This window comes from Cupriavidus sp. OTU4054 (genome assembly GCF_038440175.1).
GTDB lineage: Bacteria > Pseudomonadota > Gammaproteobacteria > Burkholderiales > Burkholderiaceae > Cupriavidus > Cupriavidus pauculus_D.
This window is the reverse complement of sequence record NZ_JASATF010000003.1, coordinates 109,010-135,034: the sequence shown is the minus strand read 5'-3', so window position 1 is coordinate 135,034 and position 26,025 is coordinate 109,010. Positions and strand designations below refer to the sequence as shown.

The window sequence follows — 26,025 nt, the reverse complement described above, 5'->3', positions numbered from 1 at the left end:
TCATGACCGCGACGGGCCCCGCCGGCTTTCCCGAGTATGACCAACTGATGACACTGCTGGAGCTGGGCGCATCGTGGTTCGAGGTGCGCGAGGTCTGCAGCGTGGCCGTCGGCGATCGCGCATTCGGCGTGCATGTGGCCGCGCTCGGCTCCGACTCGCCCGACGCGCCAGCCATCGGCATCTTCGGCGGCATTCACGGGCTCGAACGCATCGGCACGCAACTGGTGCTCGACTATATGCGCGCGCTGCTGTGCCGCCTGCAATGGGACGAACTGCTGCATCGCGAACTGCAGGCCGTGCGGCTCGTGTTCATGCCGATCGTCAACCCGGGCGGCATGTGGACCGGCCGGCGAGCCAATCCGAATGGCGTGGACCTCATGCGCAATGCCCCGCAGAACGCCGATGCCCGCGTGCCGTTTCTCGCGGGAGGCCAGCGCATCGGCCCGTGGCTGCCGTGGTTTCGCGGACGCGCGGGCGCGCCGATGGAGCCGGAGAGCGCGGCACTGCTTGGCGTCGTCGAAAAAGAATTGCTGTCGCGGCCACTGAGCTTCGCGGTGGATTGCCACTCGGGCTATGGCTGGCGCGACAGCATCTGGTTTCCGTATGCGCGCACGCACGCGCATATGCCGCATCTGCCGGAGATGTATCTGCTCAAGACGATGTTCGAGCAGGCCCATCCGCACCACGGCTATGCGTTCGAGCCGCAGAGCCACCAGTATCTGCTGCACGGCGACCTCTGGGATTACGCGTATGACCGCACGCCCGCGCGGCATCTATTTCTGCCGATGACGCTCGAGCTCGGGTCGTGGCTCTGGATCAAGAAGAATCCGCGGCAGCTGTTCTCGCGCGCGGGCATCTTCAACCCGATCAAGGCGCATCGCACCGCGCGCGTGCTTCGGCGGCATGTGAGCCTGTTCGACTTTCTCGGCCGCATCGCGTTCTCGCCAGAGCGGTGGCTGCCGCAGGGCGAACGGCGCGCGCTGCTGGACGAGCAGGCGCGCCGGCATTGGGAAGGACCGCCCGCGCCATGACGACCTGGATCTTCCTGCGTGGACTGACGCGTGAGGCGCGCCACTGGGGCACGCTGCCGGCGCTGTGGGAATCTCACGGCCTGGGGCGACCGGTCACGATCGACCTGCCCGGCAATGGCGCCCAGCGCGGGGTGCCCGTGCCCGCGACCGTGGGCGGCATACGCGAACATGTGCGGGCCGCCGCGCGGCAGGCGATGCTGCCGCCTCATACGGCTCCCTATAAGGCGCCCTATCGTGTCCTCGCCATGTCGCTCGGCGCCATGGTCGCCACGGACTGGGCCCAGCAATATCCCGACGAGATCGCGGGCCTCGTGCTCGTCAATACGAGCCTGCGCCCGTTCAGCGGCGTCACCGAACGGCTGCGCCCCGACACGTGGGCCGCACTGCTCGGGATGGCCCGCCACTGGGACGACCGCGTGCGCTGCGAGCGCACGATCCACCGGCTGACCTGCGAACGGCTCGACACCCGCGACGCGGACCTCGCCGAATGGGTCGCCATCGCGCGGTCCGCCCCGGTACCCCGCCGTGCCGCGTGGCAACAGCTGATGGCGGCCGCCCGCTACCAGGCGCAACCGGCGCGCCCCGCCTGCCCTACCCTGCTGCTGTCCTCGGCGGCAGACCGCCTCGTCAACCCCATCTGCACCCGGCAACTCGAAGCCGCATGGCAGGTCGCCCACCACCAGCACCCGTGGGCCGGCCACGACCTCCCCCATGACGATCCGCACTGGGTGTGCGAGAGGGTCGCGCGCTTCAGCCAGCAATAAGGACCGCCAATAAAAAAACCCCGCGAAGCGGGGTTTCTTGTCTTGCGGGTACGGCGGCGATCAGACCACTGCGGCGGCCGCGGCGGCTTCCGCCGCCAGCTGATTCGGGCACTTGACGTTTTCCAGCGCGCCGAGCAGCGTGTGGGCCGCGGCTTCCACGCGTTCCTGGTTGCCGAACAGGCGCGCCGCGATCAGGCCGCTTTGCAGCGCACCGTAGACCACCTGCGCCAGCATGGCCGGCGGCACCGGGTACGGCATGTCGCGTTGTTCCTGGCCTTTTTCGAGCAGTTTCGTCAGCCAGGCCTCGTTGACCGCGTAGAAGTCCTTGAGCACCTTGTGCACGCACTCGGGCAGGCTCAGGACTTCCGTGGACAACATGCCCGCCAGGCAGATCTGGTCCGAGCCGCAGGTTGCGCGAATCGGTTCCAGGTATTGGCGGGCCTGGTCCAGCAACGGCAGTTCCGGGTCGATGTTCCGCATGCGCTCGGTAATGCGCGCGCTGTACGTCTTCACGGCCTCCAGGACCAGATCGTCCTTCGACGGGAAGTAATAGTGAATGCTCGAGGTCTTGACCCCGACCAGTTCGGCCAGATCGCGGTAGCTGAAGCCGTTGAAACCGCGGCGGCGAATCAGTACCAGCGTGTGCTCGAGCAGTTGCTCGCGAACAGGTTGCGTTTTCATATTCCCGAGGAGGCGGACACCGCGTCCAGAGTTGCGTATGCCGGAAGTTTATCTACACGAAGATAGATACTCAACCGGGAATTTCCCGAATCTGCCCGATGGGGCACAGGGGGCTTATGCAGGCAGCGTTTGCGCCACCAGCATGACGGCCGAGCCACTGATCAGGCTGAGGGCTACCCACCCGCCGAGGATCAAGGCACTGTTCCGGATACTCATGATGAAACTCCTTTCTTCTTCTGGTTCTTACAACTGAAGCAGGAGCCCTCATGAGGCTCCTGCCGGATCTGCCGCAATCGTCAGGAAACACCGCCGCGCGGGGAGAGAGGGTCCGCGCGCCGGAAGCGTCCTGACGGCTTCGGCGTATCAGGCAGGAGACCGGATATGTCACCTGCCATCAAAGCTTGCCGTCAGGCATTCGCGCCATCCGTGAACACATCGAACTGACGCGACGGTTCAGCGGAGACGCCGGTACGATCCAGGCCGGCTACGGTGCGGGCACCGTCGGTGTAGACATCGGTCGTGCGGGCACCGTCGTAGTACGGGTTGCGCGGGCGGTTGATATCGCGGGCGCCGTCGGTGTACGGGTCAACCTTGCGGCTCGGTTCGGCGGAGACACCCACGCGGTCCAGACCGGCGACGATGCGAGCACCGTCGGTGAAGGGGTCAGCCTTGCCGACGCGGGCGCCGTCGAGGTACGGGTCGGCGGTGCGGGCACCGTCGGTGAAGCCATCGCGGTTGCTGATGCGGGCACCGTCGGTGAACGTGCTACGCGGTTCGCTGATGGTGCGGGCGCCGTCGAGGTACGGGTCACGCGAGCCTTGTGCGGCTTGGGCGGCACCACCGATGAAAGCGGCGGCAAGGGCGGCGGCGGTAAGGATAGTCTTGGCGTTCATGATCTAGCTCCGTTTCGTTTGGGCGCTACGAGGTTGACGCTCGATCGGGCCCGATGTCTGTGTTGCGGTCTTTTTCGTTTTTCGCTACATCTACTGGTAGGTAGAGATCCAGCGTTAAAAAAAAGACCGACTCCCGGTACTGACTGCTGTGCTGCTGGTTTGTGACGCTGACTGCGTCGTGACCATGGATCGAATAATATCTACTACTAGATAGATAAGCAAGGTGTTTTTTGCGATGCCGGCCTAAATAGTTTCTATCGATGCGATAGCATCGGCCTGCGGCCCAGTCTGGTGGCCGCCAAACTCCTGGCGCCACTGCCCCCGATATCCATGACCGCGATCGACCCGAATCCGCCAGCCCGCACGGCCTCACGACTGCCAGCGGGGCGCGCCGCGGCGCTGCTGGCCTTGCTGGCGGCCGCTGCCGTGGGCCGGCAACTGCTGTTCCGCTCGGTCGAGCGGGCCGCGTTCAATACCTGCCCGGACCATGCCGTCACGCCTGAACAGATGGGGGCGCCTTCCGTCTCTCTCAAGTTCGCGAGCGGCGATCGCACGCTGCATGGCTGTTTTGTGCAGGCCACGGCACCGGATGCGCCGGCGCTTTGCGTGTTCCATGGCAATTCGGAGTGCCTGTCGGACTGGGCGCCCGTGCAGGCGCTGCTCCATGCGGCGGGGATTTCGTCGTTCGTCTTCGATTACAGCGGCTACGGCTCGAGCACCGGGCGGCCCACGGTGCGCAATCTGCGGGAGGATGCGAAGACCGCCTATGCGCATTTCCGGGCGGCCACCCCGCGGGCGGTGCGGCATTACGTATTGGGCTACTCGCTGGGGTCCGGGATTCTGCTCGACGTGCTGCACCGGCTGCAGCCGGCACCGGTGGGCGCGATCATCGGCGCGGGATTCTCGTCGGCGCGTGCCGCGGCGGTAGCGACGGGACGCGTACCGGGGTGGATGGCGTGGATGCTGCCGGACCCGTGGGATAACGCGGCGCGGGTCTGCCGGCTGCGGATGCCGCTGATGCTGCTGCATAGCCGGATCGACGCGACCATTCCCTATAGCCACGGCCAGCAGCTCGCGCGCGTGGCGCGGTGCGCCAGCCGGCTGGTGACGTTCGAGGACCTGCCCCACAACGCCGCGACCCATCCGGACTGGCTCGCGGCGTTCTGGGCGCCGGTGATTCCCTATCTGCGGTCGGATGACCTGCGTGACCCCGCCTCGGGAGGCTAACCTGGTCAGGCGTGCGCGAGCGCCGGACGTTGGGCCGGCCGCGCGGCGGGGCGGGGGGAGGCCGGCTCGTCGTCGAGCTTGAACTCGCCCACCACGCTTTGCAGCTGTTGCGCCTGGTCGGCCAGCGCCGCCGACGCCGCGGCGGCCTGCTCCACGAGCGCGGCGTTCTGCTGCGTGACCGTATCCATCTGCGCCACAGCCTCGTTCACCTGCGCGATGCCCGTGCTCTGGTGATCGGACGCAGTGGCGATCTCCGCGAGGATCTGCGTCACGCGGCGCACGGCCTGGACGATCTCCTTCATGGTCTCGCCGGCCTGCCCGACCAGCGCCGAGCCGCTCTCCACCTGCCGCGCCGAATCGCTGATCAGCACGTTGATCTCCTTGGCCGCGGCGGCGCTGCGCTGCGCGAGCGTGCGCACCTCGCCCGCCACGACCGCGAACCCGCGGCCCTGCTCGCCCGCGCGGGCCGCTTCCACGGCGGCGTTCAGCGCGAGGATGTTGGTCTGGAACGCGATGCCCTCGATCACGGCGATGATATCGGTGACCTTGCGCGAGCTCGTGTTGATGGCCTCCATGGTCTCCACCACGCTGCCAACCAGCGCGCCACCGCGTTCAGCGATGCCCGACGCCTCGCCCGCGAGCGTGTTGGCCGTGCGCGCGCGGTCCGTATTGAGCTTCACCATCGACGTCAGTTCACCCATGCTCGATGCGGTTTCCTCGAGCGTGGCGGCTTGCTCCTCGGTACGCTGGGACAGATCGGTATTTCCGGCGGCAATCTCGTGCGATGCCACCGAGATCGCATCCGTTGCGGCCTTGATGCGCGTGACGAGGTCCGTCAGCATGTCCTCCATCTCGCCCAGGCCGCCGAGCAGCCGGCCGAACTCGCCGCCGCGATCGGTCTCGAATTCCTTGCTCAGGTCGCCGGCCGCGACCGTTTCCGCGATAAAGACCGCCTCCGAGAGCGGCGACTCGATGCCGCGCACGATGCCGATGCCGGCCACCACGCTCGCCAGCAGCGCGAACACGCCGAGGCCGTAGACGATAGCGCGTGTACTGTCGTCGTCCGCGGTGGCCACGGTCTCGGCGGCCGCCGGCTTCGCCGCCAGCCGCGCCTCGAGCTGCGTCACGCGTCCCAGCGCCACGGCCATGATGACCGCCATCACGATCAATACCACGCCAAAGGCGATGCCTATGCGTGCGCGAATGCTCAAGTTCGTCAAAGCCATGGGTGCTCCCGCTCCTCTTGCGCCCTCGCGTGGGGGATCCCGCGGGGCTTTCGTCGTTCGATCGCTGTCCTAACGGCAGATGAGCGGGCAATCTTTAGCGCGATCGTTCTTGCAATGCGGCGAACCGTCGATGCGGTGCGGCAAGCGACGCCCGGGCGTGCCATCATTGCTGTTTTCACGCGCGTTTTTGCACGCCAACCGGCCGACGAGGACCCCAGCCATGAGCACCCCGATTCGATACGATTTCCGCAGCGATACCGTGACCCGCCCCACGCCGACGATGCGCGCGGCCATTGCCGAGGCGGTGGTCGGCGACGACGTGTTCGGGGACGATCCGACCGTGACGCGGCTCGAAGCGCGTGCCGCGGAGATGCTGGGCAAGGCAGCGGCATTGTTCGTGCCGACCGGTACGCAGTCCAACCTCGTTGCGCTGATGGCGCATTGCGGGCGGGGCGACGAATATATCGTCGGGCAGATGGCGCACTGCTATCGCTGGGAAGCGGGTGGCGCGGCGGTGCTCGGGAGCATCCAGCCGCAGCCGATCGCGAACCAGCCGGACGGCACGCTGGCGCTGGACGATATCGCGGCGGCGATCAAGCCCGACGATCCGCATTTTGCGCGGACGCGGCTGCTGGCGCTCGAGAACACGATCGGTGGGCGGATTCTGCCGCAGACCTATGTGGTCGAGGCCACGACGCTGGCGCGTGAACGTGGGCTCGCGTGCCACCTCGATGGGGCGCGGCTGTTCAATGCGGCGGTGGCCTCGGGCGTCGCGGCCGATGTGCTGGCGCGGCCGTTCGATTCGGTGTCGGTCTGCCTGTCGAAGGGGCTCGGGGCGCCGGTCGGCTCGGTGCTCGTGGGCTCGGCCGAGCTGATCGGCAAGGGGCGGCGCCTGCGGAAGATGCTGGGCGGCGGGATGCGGCAGGCGGGCATTCTGGCCGCGGCGGGGCTCCATGCGCTCGAGCACCATGTGGCACGGCTCGCGGACGATCACGAGAATGCGCGGCGGCTGGCGGAAGGATTCGCGAAGGTGCCGGCATTGAAGGTGGTGATGCCGGACACGAACATCGTGTTCGTGACGGTGCCGGCCGAGCATGCGGCGGCACTGGCGGCGCATGTGGCGGAGCTTGGGCTCGGGGTGACGTCTGCTTATGGCGCCACGCAGCAGCGGTGGGTCACGCATCTGGATGTGGGGCGGGCGGCGGTGGAGGCGGCGGTGGAGGCCGTGCAGGGATTCTTTGCTTCGCGTTGAAGCGGAAACAGGCCACCCTCAAGGCGCGGGCATATACTCCGCGCCCCATCTCTCCGCGAGCAATCGGCACCGTCCCAGCGGCAACGCGTGGCGCTCCATATCGACCACCACGATATGGTCGGCCCACGCCGGGCGAGGCGGTGCGTCGTTAGTGCGGCCGTCGGTCAGCACCCATAGCAATCGTTGCTGGGCAGGCGCGCGCCGGGCGTGGCCGGCCAATACCTGGTCGGCGCGGGCCATGCCCAGCGTCAACGGTGTGCCCCCGCCCCCGCGAATCGGGCGGAGCCAGGACTCGTTCCACGGACGCGCGCGGGACGGTTGCAGCCGGACTTCGGCGCGGCTCGCGGCGAAGCACACCAGTGCCACGTCGCCGCGCGACTGGTACGCGCGCTCCAGCAGTCTGAGCAATACGCCCTTGGCAAATGCGAGCTGCCTTGCCTGCAGCATCGAGCCCGAGCAATCCAGCGCGAAACAATGCAGCACGCCCGCACGCGCGTCCGCGTCGCGGTAACGGAGGTGCGATGCGTCAAGCGCATCCCGGCCCTTGCGCGCGAGCGTGCGCGGCCAGTGCACGCGTGTGCCAGGCTGCAGGCCGCGTGCGCTGCCACCGCGAGGGGCATGCCACCGGGCGCCGCCCTGTCTGGCGGGCGTATCGCGCCGGTGGCCTAGGCTTTTTTTGGCGGTAGCTTTCCGAAGGGCTTCAGCGGTTTGACGTGGGCTACGGGGGTGGCCTGCTCCGTTGGCGGTGGCAGTGCGCCCCATTCATCGCTGCCCGGCTGCGCCTCCGGCGCGCCCGACGTCGGGTCCGATGGCGGGTCCGATGGCGAGCCCGGCGACGACTCGGCCGTGCCACGCTCGTCTGGCGAGCCCCCCTGCGACGCCTGCCGGCGGTGGTAGAGCACAAGGTCCGCCACCGCGTCCACATGCGCCGTGGTCAGCGCCGGCGCGCGCTCCCACGCCGCCAGCGCACGGGCCGCGCGCAGCATGACGAGGTCCGCGCGCACGCCGTCCACCGCGGCGGCGATACACAGCACGCTCACGCGCGCGTGCACCGCATCGTCGAACGCCAGCGATCGCAGCCCCGCGCGGGCATCGGCCACACGCGCCGCGAGATCGCGCTGGCGCGCCGCGACGCTCGCGCGAAACCCCTGCGGATCCGCATCGAACGCCAGCCGCGCCCGCACGATGGCCTGCCGCGCCACGGGATCGTCGTAATTGCCGATGGCCAGCGCCAGGCCGAAACGATCGAGCAACTGCGGCCGCAGGTCGCCCTCCTCCGGATTCATCGTGCCGACAAGCACGAACCGCGCCTCATGCTGATGCGAGACCCCATCGCGTTCGACCACATTGACCCCGCTCGCCGCGACGTCGAGCAATTGATCGACGAGCGGATCGGGCAGCAGGTTGACCTCGTCCACATACAGCACACCCTCGTGCGCGCGCGCGAGCAGCCCCGGCGCAAACCGCACCTGCCCCTCCTGCAACACATGTCCGAGATCGAGCGTACCCGTCAGTTGCTCTTCGCTTGCGCCCAGCGGCAACGTCACGAAATGGCCATGGGGCAACAGCTCGGCCAGCGCGCGCGCGGCCGTCGACTTGGCGGTGCCGCGCGGCCCCGTCACGAGCACGCCGCCGATGCCGGGGTCCACGGCCGCGAGCAGCAGCGCGAGCTGCAGACGCTCCTGGCCAACCAGTGCGGAGAAAGGAAAGATCGGTCTTGCCGAGGCGGTCATGAATGTCCTTCGAGCCGTTGCTCGTTGTCGAGCAGATGCGCTTCGATACGCGCGCGCTGGTCGCCGGGCTCCTGCCACAGCCCACGCTCGATCGCTTCGAGCAGGCGTTCGCAGATGCCCTGCAACGCGCGCGGATTATGCCGTGCGATCCAGTCGCGCGTGGCATCGTCGTTGACATAGGCGTCGGCCACCAGCGCGTACTGATGATCGGCGACCACGCGCGCGGTGGCATCGTAGCCGAACAGGTAATCGACGGTGGCGGCCATCTCGAACGCGCCCTTGTAGCCATGGCGCTTGACCCCGTCGATCCACTTGGGGTTGACCACGCGCGTGCGGATGACGCGTGCAATCTCCTCGCCGAGCGTGCGCACCCGTGGCGCGGAGGGGTTGGCGTGATCGCCATGATAGATCGCGGGCTGCGTGCCGCCGAGATGCCGTACGGCGGCAACCATGCCGCCCTGGAACTGGTAGTAGTCGTTGGCGTCGAGGATATCGTGCTCGCGGTTGTCCTGATTCTGGATCACCGCGTCGATCTCCGCGAGCCGCGTGGCAAAACTCTCCCGTGCATCGATGCCGTCGGCGCGCTGGCCATAGGCATAGCCGCCCGCATGCAGATAGGCATGCGACAGGTCCGCGTCGTCCTGCCAGCGGCGGCTGTCGATCAGCGGCTGGAGGCCCGTGCCGTAGTCGCCCGGTCTTGCGCCGAACACGCGCCAGGTCGCACGCTCGCTTGCCGTGGCGTCGTCGACGCCCTCGGCCTGGAGCCGCGCACGTTCGGCCAGCACGCGCGCGCGGATGGGGTTCACGTCCTCGCTCTCGTCGAGCGCCGCCACCGCGTGCACGGCGGCATCGAACAGTTGCACGAGGCCCGGGAAGGCATCGCGGAAGAAGCCCGATACGCGTAGCGTGACGTCGATGCGCGGGCGGTTGAAGGTCGAGACGGGCAGGATCTCGAAGTCGACCACGCGATGGCTGCCGGGGGCCCATTTGGGACGCACACCGAGCAGCGCCATGGCCTGCGCGATATCGTCGCCGCCGGTGCGCATGGTCGCCGTGCCCCATACGGACAGGCCAACCGCGTTCGGGTACTCGCCATGCTCCTGCAGGTGGCGCTCGACGAGCTGGTCCGCGGAACGCACGCCAAGCGTCCACGCGGTGCGCGTGGGCACGGCGCGCGTGTCCACCGAGTAGAAATTGCGGCCGGTCGGCAGCACGTCGGGGCGACCGCGTGAGGGCGCGCCGCTCGGGCCCGGGGGAACGAACTGGCCGTTCAGGCCGCGTTTCAGCTGCAACAGTTCCTGATCGCCGCAGGCGTCGAGGCGCGGGAGGAGCTCGCTGGCGATGTGGTGCAGCGCGCGGCGCGTGTTGGGCAGGTCCGTGCGCGCCATCGCGCTATCGCTCTCCGGCGCACCCGCCAACGCGTCCCCCAACATGTCTTCCAGCAACGCCAGCGCCAGCAACTCCAGCCGCTCGCGCGTGTCGCCATGATGTCGCCATGGCCCGGCATCGACGCCCGTCAGCAACGCGGGCCGGGGCCCGTGCCACGGTGCGGCCCAGTCCGCGTCGAGCGGGTCGAAGTCGAGGGCCAGGTCCTTTGCCAGTGCGTGGAGCAAGCCGACACCGTCGCCCGCCGGAAAGCGGGCCAGCGCCGCCAGCGTGTCGCGCCGCTGCGTGCCGTGCGGCGAGGCGCCGAATACGTGGAGCCCGTCGCGGATCTGGGACTCCTTGAGTTCGCACAGCCACGCATCGGTCCGGTTGAGCAGCGCGTCTTCCTCGTCGCCACCGGAAGGCGCCTCGAAACCGAGTTCGCGATGCAACTGCTGGTTCACGATCGTATCGAGGATCGAGCGACGCAACAGTTTCGCGCGCCGCGGGTCGACGGTCAGCGCTTCGTAGTACTCGTCCACCTGCCGCTCCAGATCCTGCAGCGGCCCATAATTCTCGGCCCGCGTCAGCGGCGGCATCAGATGGTCGATGATCACCGCCTGCGCGCGGCGCTTGGCCTGCGCGCCCTCGCCCGGATCGTTGACGATAAACGGATACAGATGCGGCAACGGCCCGAGAATCGCATCGGGCCAGCACGCCGCGGAGAGGGCCACGCTCTTGCCCGGCAGCCATTCGAGGTTGCCGTGCTTGCCCACATGCACCACCGCATCGATCGCGAACACCTCGCGCAGCCACAGATAGAACGCGAGGTAGCCATGCGGTGGCGCGAGCTCCGCGTCGTGATAGCTCGCGTAGTCGTCCACACCATAGGCCCGCGCGGGCTGGATACCGATAAACAGATGCCCGCTGCGCACGCCCGCGATCATGAACCGCCCCGCGCGCACCATGGGGTCCTGCTCGGGCTCGCCCCAGCGGGCGATCACGGCATGACGGTTCTCGGCCGGCAGCGACGCGAACCACGCACGGTAGCGATCCATCGCCAGGCTCTGGAACGCGGGCCGCACCGCATGCTGATCGAGGTCGTTGGTCACGCCCTGCGTCAGCGCGTGCATCAGCGCATCGCCATCGGCAGGCAATGCCTCCACCGTATAGCCCTCGGCCGCCAGCAGCGAGAGAATGCGCACGACCGACGCGGGCGTATCGAGCCCCACCCCATTACCGATGCGCCCCTCGCTGGCCGGATAGTTGGCCATGATCAGCGCGACACGCTTCTCCGCATTGGGCAGCGCGCGCAACCGGCACCAGCGCCGCGCGAGTTCGGCGACGAACGCCACGCGCTCGGCGTCCGCCTGGTAACGCACGACATCGGCCTCGGTATGCGGACAGCGATACGCGAGGCCCTTGAAGCTGATGGCCCGCGTGATGATGCGTCCATCGACCTCGGGCAACGCGACATGCATGGCGATATCGCGCGTGCCCAGCCCCTGGGTGTCGGCCAGCCAGTCTTCGCGATTGCCGCCGGAAAGAATGACCTGCAGCACCGGCGCGTCGTTGGCGATGACCACGCCATCGCCCTCCCCGCCGTCGGGCGTGCCGGCCGAGAACGCGGTGGTGTTGAGCACGACCGACACCGCATGCGCATCGCAGAGCCGTTGCAGCACGTCGCGGCAGATCGGTTCCTTGAGCGAGGTCAGCGCAACGGGCAGCGGCCGCATGCCGGCGTCCATCAACGCCGCGCACAGCGCATCGAATACTTCCGTGTTGCCTGCCTGCAGATGGGAGCGATAGAACAGCACGGCCACGACCGGCGCTTCCGCCAAGCCGCGCGCGCACCATTCGTGCTCCCAGTCCGCGAGCGTGGCCACGCCATGATCGCGGTGATAGAGCGCCGCCTGCGGCAACACCTGCGGCGGCAGCGCGGGCTCGCCGAGGCCGAAGGCATGATGGCCGATGCAGCGAAAGAACTGCTCGGCATTGCCCGCGCCACCCTCGCGCAGGTAGTGCCAGAGCAGGTGGCTCAGCGCGGCCGGCGCATTGCCATGGCGCGCCAGGTTCTCGTCCTCGGCAAGGTCGCCGGAGCCCATGACCAGCAGCTGATTGCGCGCGCGGGCGAGTTCGGGCAAGCGCTCGAGCCCGTAGGCCCAGTCGCTGGCCCCGCCCAGATGATCGACCACGACCACGCGCGCATGCCGCAAGACCTCGTCGACATAGAGGTCGAGCGACGCGGGCTGGCGCAGGTACATCTGGTTGGCCAGACGCACCGAGGGAAAATCGGCACCGAGGCGCGGCACCACGCTCGCGAGCAGCGACAGCGTGGTGTCGGCGGCGCTGAGCACGACGATGTCCCCCGGTGTCTGCTCGATGCGCAGGACGATGGCGTTGTCCTCGACAAAGCCGCCCGGCCGGGTAGACAGCAGGTGCATGGGGTCAGGCGTTTGCCAGCGCGGCCGTCAGTTGCGATTGCAGCGTCGCGTGGTCGAGGTCCTGCCCGATCAGCACCACGCGCGTGCGGCGGCTCTCGCCGGGGCGCCATGCACGGTCGAAATAGCTGTCGAAACGCTGGCCCACGCCATGCACGACCAGCCGCATCGGCTTGCCCGGCAGCGCCACGAAACCCTTGATGCGATAGATCGTATGCGACTGCACGAGCTGGCCGAGCGCCGCCACGAGCCGATCCCGATCGACATCGCCGGCCTCCACCACCACCGAGTCGAACTCGTCGTGATGATGATCGGCGTCGTCCCCGTCGCCATGATGGTCCACGCGCAGGTGGATGGTGTCCTCCGACGCGCGGTTCAGGCCGAGCAGCAGGTCCACGTCGATGCGGCCCCCCTGTGCCGGCACGATCTTGACCTCGGCCGGAATCTCGGGACGCACGAGCGCCTCCACCTGCGCGCGCTGCGCGTCGTCCATCAGGTCGGTCTTGTTCAGGATGACGAGGTCCGCGCTGCCGAGCTGATCTTCGAACAGTTCATGCAGCGGCGACTCGTGGTCGAGGTTCGGATCGGCGCGGCGCTGCGCGTCCACGGCAACCGGATTCGCCGCGAACTGGCCGGCGGCGGCGGCCGGGCCATCGACCACGGTCACCACGGCGTCCACCGTGAACGCATTGCGGATGCTCGGCCAGTGGAAGGCCTGCACGAGCGGCTTGGGGAGCGCCAGGCCGGACGTCTCGATCAGCACGTGATCGATCTGCTCGCGGCGCTCGAGCAATTGCTCCATCACCGGGTAGAACTCTTCCTGCACGGTGCAGCACAGGCAGCCGTTGGCCAGTTCGTAGAGTTGCCCCGTGGGCTCGCCCGCGTCGTCGCAGCCGATGCCGCAGCCCTTGAGGATTTCGCCGTCGATGCCGAGTTCGCCGAACTCGTTGACGATGACCGCGATGCGGCGGCCGTTGGCGTTGTCGAGGATATGGCGCAGCAGCGTCGTCTTGCCGCTGCCGAGGAAGCCGGTGACGATCGTTGCCGGGATTTTGTTGGTTTGCATGCCGGTCGAAAGGTTGTGCCGCGAAGGTTTTTCGCAAGGACGACCAGCATAGCAGAGCCGCCGCGTCCCCTCTCGCGCGAAGAGGGGACCGGAGGGAGATCAATCGTGCACGACGATCGACAGATGGGTACCGGCAGGCACGCGTACGGTCTCGCGATAGGTGCCGCGCACGGCCTGCCGCACGATCGGCAGGCTTGCATAGGCCTGCAGCGTCTGCGGCACGGCCGTGGTCAGCGTGCGCAGGCTGGCGTAAGACGCGGGATCGATCTGCGGCAGCACGAAGCCGCCATCGGCGCGCACCGGGTAGCCATAGCCGGCCGGGCTCGCGCTCGCGGGCATCAGCGACGCCGCGGTGGCGCTCCAGGCCGCGAACTGCTGCAGGAAGCCCGAACCGGGCTGCACCGAACGGATGGCCGCGTCGAGCACGCCCACGGAGGCCGTGGTACTGAAGTTGGTGAGCAGGTTTCGGTAGAACGCCAGCCCGAGCTGACGGTTCAGGAAGCCGCCGAACGAACCCGATACCGAGTAGCTGTCGCACACCCTGGCGTCGAACGGACGCCAGACCGTGAGGTTGCAGTTGTACGATCCCGCGCCATAGGCCACATAGTCGCGGAAGCGGACGTCGCGGATCGCGTTGTACGTGGGATCGATCGTGAAGCTCGCGAAGTCCTCCATCATCATCGCGGTGGCTTCCTCGAGCCACGTGTCGTACATGTAGACGCTCGACTGCTGCACGCCACGGCGATAGAAGTTCTGCATGTGCATGCCTTCGTGCGCCATGGTCATGCGCATCTGCTGCATGCCCGCCGCGCCCGCGAGATAGAGCGTCTCCGAATCGAGGTAGAGCGAGATCGATTCGTTGCTGAACGGCTGGCTTGCGCGCTTGAAGTTGTTGCGCGCGTAGAAGTAGCCCACGAGGTCGTACGGCTTGTTGTTGCGATCGAAGTTCAGGATCACGATGTCGATCGGCTGGCCGCTGCCGTCGATCAGCGTCGAGAACTGCTGCGCCCCCCACATGACGCCGCCGACGGACTTGAGCATGTCGTAGATGCCGCCGGCACCCGCATACGCGGCGGCCAGGCTGTCGAGGGTCGTCGAGTCGATCCTGCCCGCGCCTTCCTCGCCGTTCTCCACCCAGAAGTTCACGGTGGTGCCGTCGGTCGTGGCGATCTGCTTGCGCAGCGTCGCGGTACGCGCGCTGTTGTCCGCGTGATACCAGGTGCGCGAATTCGTCAGCGCGGTAAAGTTCGGCGCCTGCGGTGCGATGGCCGACGACTGCGGGCGCTTGTCGCCGACGAGCGTCGCCCAGCCATTGTGGTTGAAGTCCGAGATCGCGCGCCGCGTGGCCTCCGCATCCTGTGCGCCACCGTCGAGCTCGAGGCTCTGCAATGCGGCCGGAAAGCGGGACGCCGTCAGCGAGATCGCGGGCATGGCCTGCGCCACCGCGCCGTCGTTGGTAAAGACGAGCGACACGTCCTGGCCATTGAGGCCCGCGATGCTGACGGGCAAATCGACCGCCGCCAGCGACGTGTTGCTGGCTTGCCAGACGCCCGTGCCGCTGCCGGCATAGGTATTGGCGTCCACGGCCGCGCAGCCGCCGCAGGCGGCCGCCACCACCAACGCCGGCGTGGCAGGCGCGCTGGGTGCGACGGGTCCGGACGTCGTGGCCGGTGTGCTCGTCTGTGCCGCGCCGCCGTCGTCGCCGCCGCCGCCACCGCAGGCGGCAAGCGCCGCGCTCAGCGTCATGGCCGCTATCGCGCCCCAATTCGTTGCATTGCGCGCACGCATGATACTTTTCCCCGTTCTTTGTCTAGATTTTTTTGGTCCCTGTGGAAGACAGGTCCATGGGGCAATATCGGCAGCGCGCGCCCGGTCTGTACCCCTGCGCCCGGATCAGGCCCGAGGGGCTCGGTGTGTGGCGCGGCGCCACGCGGCGGCCGCGCCGGCCAGAAACGCGAGCAGCGTGAACGCGGCGGCACCGAGGCGCCAAGGCGTGGACGCGGGCGCGAGCGACGGCGTGGTGCCTGTTACCGGTTCGAGCCGGATGCCGTGAATCGGCTCGGCCTGGGCGGGCGCGGCCGGTGCCTCCCGCGCGGGCCGCGCGGCGGGGTCACGGCTGACATGCATGGGGGTTACCGGTGAAGGGCGTGATGGCGCCGAGGGCACCGAGCGGGCCGAGCGGGCCGAGAGAAGCGTCCGCGCATCCGCCACCTTCGCGTCCGCGAACTGCCGCCCCATGTCGCGCAGCAGGGCGGCATCCACATGCGCCGCCTGCGACGCGCGCGCGATATGCGCCATCAGTACCGGATTGCCGCACGTGTTCGCGGTGCACGACAGTCCGTCGCGCCGCACCGACGCCGCATAGCGGCGCAGCAGCTCGGCTCGCTCGGCGTCGCTGAAACGGTAACTGCCCTGCCGGTCCACTTCGATGAGGCGCGCCAGCATGGCCTGCATGGCATGGGGATTGGCCGTGCGGAAGAATCGGTCCATGCCCAGGTGCAGGCTGTCGGCCACGTACACGTCGTAGGTGCGTTGCCAGAACGTGCCCGACATCTGTTCGGGGACGGTCGCCTGGAAACCGTAGAGGTGCTCGATCTCGCGCTGGATCTCGCGGGCGCCCGCGTAGCCCGAGCGTTGCATCGCGGCGATCCATTTCGGATTCCAGTGGCGCGCATTGAGCTCGGTGGCCAGCCACGTGCGCGCGTCAACGGTGCGCGTCTCGCCGGCCGTGCGCAGGTTGTGCAGCCACAGCGGCGGGGCCTGTCCCGTTACCGAGCGCGTGGCCGCGACGAGGCCGCCCGCGTACTGATAGGTATCGTCGTTGTCGAGCGCGCCATAGAGCGTGCTTGCGCGCGAGAACAGCACGGCCTGGTTCGACCGCAGATGGCTGGCCAGCGCGCCCGGTGCGCTCTCGCCCCAGCCATCGGCCGAGTAGGCGTGGTTCATCGCGTGCAGATAGAGCTCGGCCAGTGCGTTGCGCGGTCCCTGCGTGCCGGGCTGCGCATCGCCGGCCGGCGGCTGCGCGTCGCGGCTCTGCTCGACCATCTGTTGCACGCCGATGGCGTAATTGCCCGGACTTGCCGCGAACACACGGGCGCGAGCGAGACGCGCGGCCTGCGTGGCGTCGGTACCGCGCGCGATCAGGGCGTCCGTCACTGCCCGGTCGTGCCGGCTGATGGCGTTGTCGCCCGCCGCGGCGGCCAGCCGCGCGGCCTTGTCGAGCAGCGCGACCTTGTCGCCAAACCCGTCGCGATAGATGCCCGAGATGGTCAGCACCACGTTCACGCGCGGACGGCCCAGTTCCGCGTCGGGAATCAGCTTCACGTCTTCGACGATGCCGCGCGCATTCCAGACGGGCGTCACGCCCATCAGGTACATCGCTTCGGCTTCCATTGCGCCCTGATGCCGTTCGGTCTCGCCGTACCAGAGGACCATGGAGACGGACTCGGGCGGCGCCCCGTGTTCCTGCCGATAGCGGGCGAGCGTCTGTTCCGCCATGGTCTTGCCGAGCGCCCATGCCGCGCGCGTGGGGATCTGGGCGCCGTCGAATGCGTGCAGGTTGCGGCCCGTGGGCAGCGAGTCGGGGGTGCGCACGGGGTCGCCGAGCGGGCCGCTGGGCAGGTATTCGCCGTCGAGCACGGTGAGCAGCCCGTCGAGTTCGCTTGCGGGCGATACGCGCAGGTCGGCGAGCCATCCACGGCCGGCCGCAATGGCCGCGCGCGCGGCGTCGGCGAGCGATCGGTCGGCCGCCGCCGGGGGCGCCGCGGGACCGGCGTCGTGGAATGAGGCGGAAGGGGCGGAAGGGGCGGAAGGGGCGGAGGGCGCATCGAGCGACGGCTCGCGGCCGGCGACGAGATCCGCGGCCCATTCCCGAACACGCGGCATCCCGAGCGCGCGGACCTGCGCCGGACGCAGCCGCGCGGCCAGCATCGTGGCCAACGCATCCTCCTGCTCGCGCAGCGGCGGCATCTGGCCCAGCGCGTGAATGCCGAGCGGCACGGGCTCCGCCTCCACGCGATGCAGAAACGCATGGATCGTCGGCTCGATCGACTCCCACGGCGCGCCCGGATCGAGCCCGAGCTGCCGGTCGAGTCCGAGCGCGCGCACCTCGGCAATCGCCTGCGCGCGGTACTGGCGCGCAAGTTCCGGCGAGGCATCGCGCGTGGCGGCTTCCTGCTCGATGGCTTGATCGAGCTGCGCAAGCGCCGGCGGCTGGCCCGCGTTGGCAAGCAGCGGCGACAGATGGCTGACGAGCACCGCGGCACTGCGGCGCTTGGCCTGGATGGCCTCGCCGCCGCCGTCCTGGATGTAGACGTAGGCATTCGGCACACCGCCGAGCAGCACCTCCGCGCTGTCGTCGCCCGACAAACCCACCTGCTTGCCCGGCAGCCATTCGAGCGTGCCGTGGCGGCCGACGTGCACGACGGCATCGGCACCGAAGGCATGGCGATACCAGAGATACGCGGCGATATACGAATGCGGAGGCGGCGTGAGCAGATCGTGCGAGGTGTCCTGCGCGCGCGCGAACGTCGAGCGCAGCGGCTGCGGGCCGACGAAGAGGTTGCCGAAGCGCAGACCGGGAATGACGAATGCCGGCTCGCCTTCCGTCACGGTCTTGCCGTCAATGCCCAGCGAGCCCCGCGCGGCCACGCGCGTCATCATCAGCGGGTTGCGTTCCGGTGGTCCCCATGCGCGCGTCACCGCCTCGCGGAACGCCGGCGGCAGCGCATCGAACCATTTGCGGTATTGCGACACGGGCAGCAGCGTCACGTGCCCCGCGCGCACCATTGCGTCGAGCTCTCCCGGCGACCACGTCTCCACGTTGCGGCCGTTGGCCTCGAGCAGGCGCGTGAGCGTCGCGGTGTCGGGCAGCGCGGTGCCCGTACGGTAGCCCGCCGCGCGCAACCGCTCGAGCATCGCGGCCAGCGAGGGCAGCGTCGCCAGATAGCTCGCGCCGATATTGCCGCGGCCGGGCGGGTTGTTGTAATAGAGGATAGCCACATGCCGGTCCGCGGCCGGCCTGGCGCGCAGCGACAGCCATTGCCGCACGCGCGCCACGATGGCCTCCACGCGCTCGGGCACGGCGACACTCGCGCGTGCGCCTTCCACGTCTTCCTGCGTGGCGAACAGCATCGGCTCGGTGGCACCGGCGCGTTCGGGCGCGGTGACCAGCAGCGGCACGCGGTCGCCCGGGATGCCGCGCACATCGGCGGCCCAGGTTGCGCGGCTGTCGCGCGTGGCAACAAGGTTGATGATCCGGATGCGATGCGCGGCAAGCCAGTCCTTGTCCTGCGCGCGGGGAATGGTCAGGTTCAGCGACAGCAGCAGCGAGATCGGCGACGATGCGCCATCGGTCGTCAGATACGCGTCGAGACTCGACAGGGGCCAGCCGAACACCGGCACCACCCCGATGCCCTGCCGCTCGAGCGCCGCGATCAGCGCATCGATATGCGCAAGATCGCGCTGGCGATAGCTGGTCGCATAGAACGCCAGCGCGACGAGCGGCGACCGCGCCCCTACCCCGCCCCCTCTTTCATCTCCGCCTCTTTCATCTCCGCCTCTCTCGCTCCGGTACCAGGCGAGATACGCGGGCAGGCTGTCGAACGGCTGCGCGGCGCGCGGATGATAGATGCCCGCCGCCGGCGCCGGCCGCACCGCGGGCACGTCGATCGCCGCGCCACGCTGCGCCGCCGCATAAGCGAAGAACGCGGCGAGGTTGTCCGCGCCACCGGCCTCCCAGTACTGGCGCGCGGCATCGTTGCGCGCGGCATCGAGCGCCACGCCCCACGCCGCTTCCGCGTCCGCGGCAGGCGTGGCCAGCAACAGCGCGCCGCGCGCCTGTGCGGCGCGCATCGCCGGGGCCAGCGTGCGCTGCATCGCACCCGGCACGTACCACGTCTGGACGACATCGGCGCGCGCGATGCGCGTCGCGGCCTCGGACGCCGTGGCGGCAAAGTCGATGTCCGCGATGCCGTCGCCCTGCGCGTACCGCGCACGGAAGGCCGCCTGCGCCGCGGGCAACAGATGGGTGTTCGGGGTGATGACGAGAATGCGCACCGGCGCGGCGAATGCCTTCGGCCCCGCGATCAGCAGCAGGCAGAACAGCAGCAGGGCCGAGGCCGTCAGCAGGCTGGCGCGGACGGAGCGAGGAATGAACACAGGGGGCGACGACGGGACAGTCGGGGCGGTCGGGGCAGACAAGCGCAGCATTCTACCCTTGCGCCTCGCACGCGCGTTTGCCATGCGATGTGTGGTGCGCGACACCATCCAAACGCACGTTGCAGGGTGCCGCAACCTGTTGTTTTTGCGCTCACTGAAATCGACAACGCAGAGGGAAACGCCGGGGCATGAGTGCATGTCATTCATGCGCGCGAGGCAACAAGCGAGCATGCCCGCGCGTAAAAATGACAATCGCGTGCAGAAGTGATCGATGCTTCGTGCACAAAGTGCATGCCCCGAAACACCCGTTATGCGCCGGCAAAAAATCTACACCGGGGAGCGGCGAGAGGCAATCATCCGCGTGGGCGAGCCCACACGGAGCATGGTGACCCATCGTGTACCTCACCTCAGGTCGACTATATTGATGGTCATGGCAAGGCATTTGCATTAACAGCAGTCGTCACCCCTGGAGGTATCTGCCATGCGTTCGCTTGCTAACCTGTTCAGTCCACCGACGCCCGAGAAGATCGCTGAGAAGGAACTGCAAGACATGAGGCTGACGCTTTTTCAGGCCGAGCGTCGCCTGCTGGAAGCGCAGATGCAGGTGGACTACTACCGCAACATGATCTCGTTCCTCGAGGAAGTCGGGACGAGCGGTGTGGAAGGCGTCGCCGACAAGCGCCGCGCCGCCGCGCCGGCCACGGAACCCCGCGCCGACAAGCGGCCGGAAGAGCTCCCGCAGGTGCCCCAGCCCGCGCGCGTATCGCCGGGCCTGACCACCGTGCCCATCGTGCCTTCCGCGGCCTGAGGCACGTCCGCCACGCGGCGGAGGGCCTGGCTGGCAAGCGTCGGCCGCCGAAGCGTGCGCGACCGAAGCCTGTGCGATACTCGCGGCCGTGCGCCTCCGCGCGGCCCGGCCGATTCCCGGCGATGGGCCCTCGCGCGCGCCCCGACCCTGGAACCGGCCTCCTCTCATGACCGCTGCGCTGCTCCCCGCCATCGAACTCGAATCCGCGCCCGAACGGTCGCAATCCGCGGCGCAACCGCCCGCTTATACCGTCATCTGGATGCATGGCCTCGGCGCCGACGGCAGCGACTTCGTGCCCGTGGTGCCCGAACTGGGCCTCGGCGACGCGCCCAATATCCGCTTCGTGTTTCCGCATGCCCCGGCCATGCCCGTCACCGCCAACTGCGGCTACGTCATGCCGGCCTGGTACGACATCCTCTCGTTCGACGAAGTCGGCCGACGCGGCGATGAAGCGGGTATCCGCAAGTCGCGCGACGCGATTCGCGCGCTGATCGCGCGGGAGAACGCGCGCGGGGTCCCATCCGAGCGCATCGTGCTGGCCGGTTTCTCGCAGGGCGGCGCCATTGCCTACACGGCCGGCCTCACGCATCCCGAGCGCCTGGCCGGGATCATCGCGCTATCGACGTATATCCCCTCGCCGGACCTCGTCACGGCCGAGGCGTCCGCCGCGAATGCGGACACGCCGATCTTCGCGGCCCATGGCACGGGCGACGATGTCGTCCCCCTTGCGCTCGGCGAGCAGGCGCGCGACTTCGTGCGCGCGCGGGGCCATGCGCCCGAATGGCATACGTATCCGATGCCGCATTCGGTGTGCCTGGAAGAGATTGCCGATATCGGTCAGTGGCTGCGGGCCCGTTTCCAGGGCTCGCTCGCATGATTCCGCAGACCCCTCCCCCGCGCATCGACTTCAACACGCGCAAGGCCCTGCTGTTCGCGCTGGCCGCGGAACGCCTCTCGGCCTATTACGAACACCGGACATGGATGACGGACGCACAGGGCGCGACGCTGGCCGGCATGTGGCTGTCGCGGTCCAAGCTGCAACTGGCGTTATCGGAGCGGCGGCTGCTGTCCGAGCTCAGCGACCAGTTCGCGCGCCAGCTCGCGGAGACGCTGTCGCGGGAAGCCGGACTGTATGCGGCCCACGAGATGATGGAAGCGCTGGACCCGAACTACCAGTCCGCATTCGCCCACGACATGCTGGACGAATGCGAACGGCTGCTGCGGGAAAACGGCGTCACTGAGTAATCGCGCCGCGGCGCGGCCGCGTGAGTTCGGCGATATCGAGCCGGCGGAACACGAGCGCCGACAGCATCGTGATGATGCCCACGCTGACGAAGGCCAGCCGGTAGGCCGGCGCGGCCACGCCGAGCTTGACCGAAAACAGGCTTACGAGCCCGCCGCCGATGGTCACGCCCAGGCCGATGGCCAGCATCTGGACCATCGAGAACAAGCTGTTGCCGCTGCCCGCATCCTCGCGCGACAGGTTCTTCAGCGTCACGCTGTTCATCGCCGCGAACTGCATCGAGTTGGACGCGCCGAAGGTCGCCAGCTGCAGGATCGACACCGCAAGCGGCCAGCCCGGCGCCATCGCCGCGAACGACGCGATGGATCCGCCGACGATCAGCGTGTTGACCACGAGGAAGTTGCCGTAGCCGAAGCGGTTCACGAGCGGCACGATCCAGCGCTTGGCCACCGCGCCCGCGAGCGCCACCGGCAGCAGCATCAGCCCCGAATGGAACGGCGTGTAGCCCAGTTGCAGCTGCATCAGCAGCGGCAGCAGGAACGGCACCGCGCCGGAGCCGATCCGCGCGACGAGATTGCCGATCAGCCCGGTGGTGAAATTCGGCTCGCGGAACAGCGCAAGACGAAACAGCGGCGTGCGATGACGGCGGGCGTGCGGAATATAGAGCAGCGCGGACACGACGCTGAGCGCGGCCAGCGCGATACCGAGCGCGGGGCCGCCGGTACCGTGCGAAGCATCCAGCGCCAGCGAGAACGACACCATGCATAGCGACAGCAGGCCGCAGCCGAGCCAGTCGAAAGGCGGCGCCACGCCCGACTCGCCGGCCGGCAGGTAGCGGCGCACCGCGAGCAGGCCGATCAGCCCCACGGGCACGTTGATCAGGAAAATCCAGTGCCACGACGCGCTCTCCACGAGCCAGCCGCCCAGCACGGGGCCGAAGATCGGACCCACCTGCCCGGCCACCGAGACGAACGCCAGCGCCGCGATGTACTGCTCGCTCGGCACATTGCGCAGCACCGCGAGCCGCCCGATCGGCAGCAGCATCGATCCGCCGATGCCCTGCAGCACGCGCGCGATCGTCAGTTCCGTAAGCGTATGGGCGGTGGCGCAGAACACCGAGCCGAGCACGAAGATCAGGATGGCGGCGAAGTACACGCGCCGGGTGCCGAAGCGGTCGGCCAGCCAGCCCGAGGCCGGTGTCAGCATCGCCATCGTCAGCGTATAGGCAACGATCACCGGCTGCAGCGCGAGAGGTTTCTCGTTGAGGCTATGGGCGATGGACGGGAGTGCGGTGTTGAGAATCGTCGTATCGAGGGCCTGCATGAAGAAGCCCGCGAAGACGATCCAGAGCATGGCCTTCTGCGAAGACCCGGATGTTCCGGCGGTGGTGGGGGGTGAAACGGCAGTCATTGCATGGTTTTGTAGCGAATGCTGAAATGTTAACGAGGGCATCGCCCATCGGGAACCCCTCTGGAGTTATTGACTGCAATCGGAAATTCCGATGACAATGCCCCCATGCTCAATCCCGTCTGGATCCAGACCTTCTCCACGGTAGCCACGGCGCGCAGCTTCACCGACGCGGGGCGCCAGCTCGGGCTGTCCCAGTCGTCGGTCAGCGACCATATCCGCCGGCTGGAGCAGAGCGTCGGCCGCCGGCTCTTCGTGCGCGATACCCATTCGCTGGCGCTGACGCCGGACGGCGAGGCGCTGCTGGTCCATGCGCGGCTGATTCTCGAGTCGATCGCGCGCGCCGAAGGCCAGTTCAGCGCCCCGAAGCTCCAGGGGCGCGTGCGCCTCGGCACCTCAGAAGACCTCGCGCAGGGCCCGTTGCCCAACGTGCTGGCCGCATTCCGCGATGCGCATCCCGACGTCGAGTTCGAGATCACCATCGGTATGACGGGCCGGCTTTACGAACTCATGGATGCGGGCGCGCTGGACCTGATGGTCGGCAAGCGGCGCGAAGGCGACCGCCGTGGGGTGCCGCTGTTCCGCGGGCAGCTCGAATGGCTATCGCGGCCGGGGACGGTCATCGACGTGCGGCAGCCGCTGCCGCTGATCCTCGTGCACGAGCCGAGCGTGACGCGCTCCGTGGTGCTCGATGCGCTGGCCAAAAGCGGCTGGCGCTGGCATATCGTCTGCTCCAGCAGCAGTCACTCGGGCTGCATCGCCGCCGCGCGCGGCGGGCTCGGGATTACCGTGCGGGCGCAGAACCTCTCCGGGCGCGGCCTCGTGCCGCCCGTGAACCACGCGGAACTGCCCGCGCTGCCCGATGTGGAGTTCATTTCGCTGTCCGCGCGCCGGCTCAGCAAGCCGGCCGAGACGCTGCTCCGGCTGTTGCAGAAGAGCGACCTGCGCGCGTCCCGCGACGACTAAGGGCCCGCGATAAGGAGCGCGCGATAAGGGGCACGACTTCAGCGCAGCGCGCGCAACGCCTCGTAGGCGGTCAGCAGGTGATACGGCGTGGTGGACGGCATTTCGGCACGCAGCACGCTGCCGTCGGCGGCCAACACCTCGTGCCAGCCCAGCGGATGCAGGAAACGAATCCGAAAACTCGCGATCCAGGCTTCTAGTTGCACCAACGCGCCGGCATCGCCACCGATCGTGCCGCGCAGTCCCAGCGCCCGCGCGAATTCGGTCTGGGCCCAGATGCGCTGCGTCGTATCGATCTGATGGCCTTTGCCATCGATCGCGGCGCAAACGCCAAGCGTATCGACATCGGCCACCCCGTGCGTGCGTGCGAACGCAAAGGCCTTGTCGAGCGTCTCCCGCAGCGGCGAGTCGCCGAAGACCTGCGGTGCCATCGCCACCAGCGAGTACCACTCGAATTGATGCCCGGGCTCGATCCGGTTGCCCGCGGTGCCCTGCGGCAGTTCGGCGATGCAACCGTTGAGCGGATCGACGAACGTTACGTGAACCGCCCGCGCCAGCGCCTGCAGCCGGCCGGCGAACCATGGGTCGCCCGTGGCGTCGAGCGCGGCGAGGTAGGCCTCGGTCAGGTGCATGACCGGGTTCTGCAGCACACCGGCGCCGCTGTCGCCGAAGTCGGCCGTCAGCGCGGCGTGATACAGGCCCGCGCCGTTGGCAAAGCGGTCTTCCACCACGTCCACGGTGGCTCGCAGCACCGCGAGCGCGTCGGGGTCCGACGAGGCGCGATAGTAGTGCGCCGCCGCAAAGATCACGAACGCATGGGTGTAGAGGTCGCGCGCGGTGTCGAGCGGCTGGCCGTCCGGGCCGACGCTGTAGAGCCATGCGCCGCCTGCCGCGCCGAAATACCGCCGCAGCGACGTGAACAGCGTGCGCGCGTGGGCCAGGTGGCCGGCCCGGGAGAAAACGAACAACTGGCGCGCGCAGGCCATCGCGCGAAAGCGTTGATCCGGCCGGGGCGCCCCGGTGGCGCCGTCGAGCGCCTCGTGCGCGAGTTGCCGGTCGGCGTCCCAACCCGCGCCGGTCCACGCCGGCAGCACGGTGGCGTCGTAGTGGGCAACGAGGGTGTCGATCGCGCGGACGAGGGAAGACGGTACGGACATTGGCAAAGGGAAAAGGGCACATGGCCGCGGGTGCGGCAGGCGCCGAGCGGCAAAGATACTGGAAATGCGCCGCCCGCGAAAGCTGCCGGGGCGCCTCCGGCACACGGCCGCTTTGCGGCTGGCATTGCTGCAAAGCGGTGCTATGGTAAAAGTCCGACGGCCCCGCCGGGGCTCGCGGCACGCCACGGGAGCGCACCATGGCCATGCAACCCCATATCACGCCCACTGCCCCGACAACCCTCAGCGACAAGCGCCGCACGCTCGTCATGCATGTGATGGAGGACCCGCCAGGACGCTATTCCTGGCGCATCGTCGTCGAAGAGCACTGCGGCGGTGCCGACTGCGACAGCACGATCGAGTCGTCGATGCATTATGCGTCCATGGCCGAGGCCGAGGCGGCCTGCTGGGCCTGCGGCAACGGCATGCTCGATGTGCCGCGCACCGCCGCCGGGCATTCGCGCCATCACTGAGGCGCAAAACGCTGCCGAAACGGGCCCTGAGCGCCACGTTCCACCCACCGGTTTGAAACGCGCCATTGCTTTTCAGCGCGTTTTTGCCACTTTGCACGGATTGCCCTAGGCTGTTTACTCCTCGGCCCGGCATCTCGCT

20 protein-coding genes are annotated in these 26,025 nt (G+C 68.5%); 9 read left to right on the top strand and 11 right to left on the bottom strand.

Translation table 11 applies throughout. The annotated features are described in order from the left end of the window. Positions 1 to 2 precede the first annotated feature (2 nt). Complete coding sequence (locus AAHB16_RS05440; protein WP_150376770.1) at positions 3 to 1,031, top strand: M14 family zinc carboxypeptidase; 1,029 nt, start codon at positions 3 to 5, stop codon at positions 1,029 to 1,031. Next, entirely contained in the window at positions 1,028 to 1,795 is a 768-nt protein-coding gene (locus tag AAHB16_RS05435) for an alpha/beta fold hydrolase (protein WP_342050305.1), read from the top strand. Before AAHB16_RS05440 ends, AAHB16_RS05435 begins: the two co-directional genes overlap by 4 nt. Before the next feature lie 60 nt (positions 1,796 to 1,855). Here the strand turns inward: AAHB16_RS05435 and AAHB16_RS05430 are convergent, their stop codons facing one another. After that, the gene (locus tag AAHB16_RS05430; RefSeq protein WP_150376768.1) at positions 1,856 to 2,476 is read right to left on the bottom strand and encodes a TetR/AcrR family transcriptional regulator; all 621 of its coding nucleotides are present in this window, start codon (positions 2,474 to 2,476) and stop codon (positions 1,856 to 1,858) included. A gap of 407 nt (positions 2,477 to 2,883) precedes the next feature. After that, positions 2,884 to 3,369, bottom strand: a complete 486-nt coding sequence (locus AAHB16_RS05425; protein WP_342050304.1) for a copper resistance protein CopQ — start codon at positions 3,367 to 3,369, stop codon at positions 2,884 to 2,886. A gap of 330 nt (positions 3,370 to 3,699) precedes the next feature. Between AAHB16_RS05425 and AAHB16_RS05420 the strand changes: the two genes are divergently transcribed. Then, the gene (locus AAHB16_RS05420; RefSeq protein WP_150376766.1) at positions 3,700 to 4,596 is read left to right on the top strand and encodes an alpha/beta hydrolase; all 897 of its coding nucleotides are present in this window, start codon (positions 3,700 to 3,702) and stop codon (positions 4,594 to 4,596) included. Between the two features lie 5 nt (positions 4,597 to 4,601). Here the strand turns inward: AAHB16_RS05420 and AAHB16_RS05415 are convergent, their stop codons facing one another. After that, the gene (locus tag AAHB16_RS05415; RefSeq protein ID WP_191002306.1) at positions 4,602 to 5,822 is read right to left on the bottom strand and encodes a methyl-accepting chemotaxis protein; all 1,221 of its coding nucleotides are present in this window, start codon (positions 5,820 to 5,822) and stop codon (positions 4,602 to 4,604) included. Between the two features lie 220 nt (positions 5,823 to 6,042). Here AAHB16_RS05415 and ltaE point away from each other — a divergent pair, with 220 nt between their 5' ends. After that, positions 6,043 to 7,074: a low-specificity L-threonine aldolase gene (gene ltaE / locus AAHB16_RS05410; protein WP_150376765.1), complete on the top strand. Its 1,032-nt coding sequence runs from the start codon at positions 6,043 to 6,045 to the stop codon at positions 7,072 to 7,074. A gap of 18 nt (positions 7,075 to 7,092) precedes the next feature. Here the strand turns inward: ltaE and AAHB16_RS05405 are convergent, their stop codons facing one another. From AAHB16_RS05405 to AAHB16_RS05380, 6 genes are all read right to left on the bottom strand, one after another. Continuing rightward, positions 7,093 to 7,647, bottom strand: a complete 555-nt coding sequence (locus AAHB16_RS05405; protein ID WP_342050303.1) for a vWA domain-containing protein — start codon at positions 7,645 to 7,647, stop codon at positions 7,093 to 7,095. 92 nt (positions 7,648 to 7,739) lie between these two features. Continuing rightward, entirely contained in the window at positions 7,740 to 8,807 is a 1,068-nt protein-coding gene (locus AAHB16_RS05400; RefSeq protein WP_342050302.1) for an ATP-binding protein, read from the bottom strand. After that, positions 8,804 to 12,616, bottom strand: coding sequence for a cobaltochelatase subunit CobN (gene cobN, locus AAHB16_RS05395; RefSeq protein ID WP_342050301.1), 3,813 nt, complete (start codon positions 12,614 to 12,616; stop codon positions 8,804 to 8,806). Before cobN ends, AAHB16_RS05400 begins: the two co-directional genes overlap by 4 nt. Positions 12,617 to 12,620: 4 nt before the next feature. Beyond that, a complete protein-coding gene (gene cobW, locus AAHB16_RS05390) occupies positions 12,621 to 13,679 on the bottom strand; it encodes a cobalamin biosynthesis protein CobW (protein WP_342050300.1) in 1,059 nt (352 codons plus the stop codon). Between the two features lie 99 nt (positions 13,680 to 13,778). Continuing rightward, positions 13,779 to 15,425 carry a M30 family zinc metallopeptidase gene (locus AAHB16_RS05385; RefSeq protein ID WP_223851634.1) on the bottom strand — a complete coding sequence of 549 codons (1,647 nt, stop codon included), beginning with the start codon at positions 15,423 to 15,425 and terminating at the stop codon, positions 13,779 to 13,781. Between the two features lie 147 nt (positions 15,426 to 15,572). After that, the gene (locus tag AAHB16_RS05380) at positions 15,573 to 19,532 is read right to left on the bottom strand and encodes a cobaltochelatase subunit CobN (RefSeq protein ID WP_411859887.1); all 3,960 of its coding nucleotides are present in this window, start codon (positions 19,530 to 19,532) and stop codon (positions 15,573 to 15,575) included. 787 nt (positions 19,533 to 20,319) lie between these two features. On the opposite strand from AAHB16_RS05380, the gene AAHB16_RS05375 reads away from it, so the two are divergent. The 3 genes from AAHB16_RS05375 (at position 20,320) to AAHB16_RS05365 (ending at position 21,891) form a co-directional block, all read left to right on the top strand. Beyond that, positions 20,320 to 20,646: a hypothetical protein gene (locus tag AAHB16_RS05375; RefSeq protein WP_150376758.1), complete on the top strand. Its 327-nt coding sequence runs from the start codon at positions 20,320 to 20,322 to the stop codon at positions 20,644 to 20,646. A 166-nt stretch (positions 20,647 to 20,812) separates the two neighbouring features. Beyond that, positions 20,813 to 21,523, top strand: coding sequence for an alpha/beta hydrolase (locus AAHB16_RS05370; protein ID WP_342050299.1), 711 nt, complete (start codon positions 20,813 to 20,815; stop codon positions 21,521 to 21,523). Beyond that, entirely contained in the window at positions 21,520 to 21,891 is a 372-nt protein-coding gene (locus AAHB16_RS05365; protein ID WP_191002304.1) for a hypothetical protein, read from the top strand. Before AAHB16_RS05370 ends, AAHB16_RS05365 begins: the two co-directional genes overlap by 4 nt. Here the strand turns inward: AAHB16_RS05365 and mdtD are convergent. Further along, on the bottom strand, positions 21,881 to 23,242 hold the full coding sequence (gene mdtD / locus AAHB16_RS05360) for a multidrug transporter subunit MdtD (RefSeq protein WP_150376756.1): 1,362 nt from the start codon (positions 23,240 to 23,242) through the stop codon (positions 21,881 to 21,883). The two genes, AAHB16_RS05365 and mdtD, sit on opposite strands and share 11 nt — an antisense overlap. A gap of 162 nt (positions 23,243 to 23,404) precedes the next feature. Here mdtD and AAHB16_RS05355 point away from each other — a divergent pair, with 162 nt between their 5' ends. Continuing rightward, positions 23,405 to 24,262, top strand: a complete 858-nt coding sequence (locus AAHB16_RS05355; protein ID WP_150376755.1) for a LysR family transcriptional regulator — start codon at positions 23,405 to 23,407, stop codon at positions 24,260 to 24,262. A 38-nt stretch (positions 24,263 to 24,300) separates the two neighbouring features. Here AAHB16_RS05355 and AAHB16_RS05350 read toward each other — a convergent pair whose 3' ends face one another. After that, positions 24,301 to 25,416, bottom strand: a complete 1,116-nt coding sequence (locus AAHB16_RS05350; protein WP_342050298.1) for an AGE family epimerase/isomerase — start codon at positions 25,414 to 25,416, stop codon at positions 24,301 to 24,303. 197 nt (positions 25,417 to 25,613) lie between these two features. Between AAHB16_RS05350 and AAHB16_RS05345 the strand changes: the two genes are divergently transcribed. Continuing rightward, complete coding sequence (locus AAHB16_RS05345; RefSeq protein ID WP_223851632.1) at positions 25,614 to 25,886, top strand: hypothetical protein; 273 nt, start codon at positions 25,614 to 25,616, stop codon at positions 25,884 to 25,886. Positions 25,887 to 26,025 lie beyond the last annotated feature (139 nt).

Excerpts from the sequence above, each read along its gene's own strand:
- AAHB16_RS05355 (WP_150376755.1), top strand. The coding sequence starts at position 23,405 with ATGCTCAATCCCGTCTGGATCCAGACCTTCTCCACGGTAGCCACGGCG.
- cobN (WP_342050301.1), bottom strand. The coding sequence starts at position 12,616 with ATGCACCTGCTGTCTACCCGGCCGGGCGGCTTTGTCGAGGACAACGCC.
- AAHB16_RS05430 (WP_150376768.1), bottom strand. The coding sequence starts at position 2,476 with ATGAAAACGCAACCTGTTCGCGAGCAACTGCTCGAGCACACGCTGGTA.
- AAHB16_RS05380 (WP_411859887.1), bottom strand. The coding sequence starts at position 19,532 with ATGCGCGCCGCACAGGCGCGCGGCGCGCTGTTGCTGGCCACGCCTGCC.
- AAHB16_RS05440 (WP_150376770.1), top strand. The coding sequence starts at position 3 with ATGACCGCGACGGGCCCCGCCGGCTTTCCCGAGTATGACCAACTGATG.
- ltaE (WP_150376765.1), top strand. The coding sequence starts at position 6,043 with ATGAGCACCCCGATTCGATACGATTTCCGCAGCGATACCGTGACCCGC.
- AAHB16_RS05345 (WP_223851632.1), top strand. The coding sequence starts at position 25,614 with ATGGCCATGCAACCCCATATCACGCCCACTGCCCCGACAACCCTCAGC.
- AAHB16_RS05435 (WP_342050305.1), top strand. The coding sequence starts at position 1,028 with ATGACGACCTGGATCTTCCTGCGTGGACTGACGCGTGAGGCGCGCCAC.
- AAHB16_RS05350 (WP_342050298.1), bottom strand. The coding sequence starts at position 25,416 with ATGTCCGTACCGTCTTCCCTCGTCCGCGCGATCGACACCCTCGTTGCC.
- AAHB16_RS05420 (WP_150376766.1), top strand. The coding sequence starts at position 3,700 with ATGACCGCGATCGACCCGAATCCGCCAGCCCGCACGGCCTCACGACTG.
- AAHB16_RS05415 (WP_191002306.1), bottom strand. The coding sequence starts at position 5,822 with ATGGCTTTGACGAACTTGAGCATTCGCGCACGCATAGGCATCGCCTTT.
- mdtD (WP_150376756.1), bottom strand. The coding sequence starts at position 23,242 with ATGCTCTGGATCGTCTTCGCGGGCTTCTTCATGCAGGCCCTCGATACG.
- AAHB16_RS05365 (WP_191002304.1), top strand. The coding sequence starts at position 21,520 with ATGATTCCGCAGACCCCTCCCCCGCGCATCGACTTCAACACGCGCAAG.
- AAHB16_RS05425 (WP_342050304.1), bottom strand. The coding sequence starts at position 3,369 with ATGAACGCCAAGACTATCCTTACCGCCGCCGCCCTTGCCGCCGCTTTC.
- AAHB16_RS05370 (WP_342050299.1), top strand. The coding sequence starts at position 20,813 with ATGACCGCTGCGCTGCTCCCCGCCATCGAACTCGAATCCGCGCCCGAA.
- AAHB16_RS05375 (WP_150376758.1), top strand. The coding sequence starts at position 20,320 with ATGCGTTCGCTTGCTAACCTGTTCAGTCCACCGACGCCCGAGAAGATC.
- AAHB16_RS05400 (WP_342050302.1), bottom strand. The coding sequence starts at position 8,807 with ATGACCGCCTCGGCAAGACCGATCTTTCCTTTCTCCGCACTGGTTGGC.
- AAHB16_RS05385 (WP_223851634.1), bottom strand. The coding sequence starts at position 15,425 with ATGACGCTGAGCGCGGCGCTTGCCGCCTGCGGTGGCGGCGGCGGCGAC.
- cobW (WP_342050300.1), bottom strand. The coding sequence starts at position 13,679 with ATGCAAACCAACAAAATCCCGGCAACGATCGTCACCGGCTTCCTCGGC.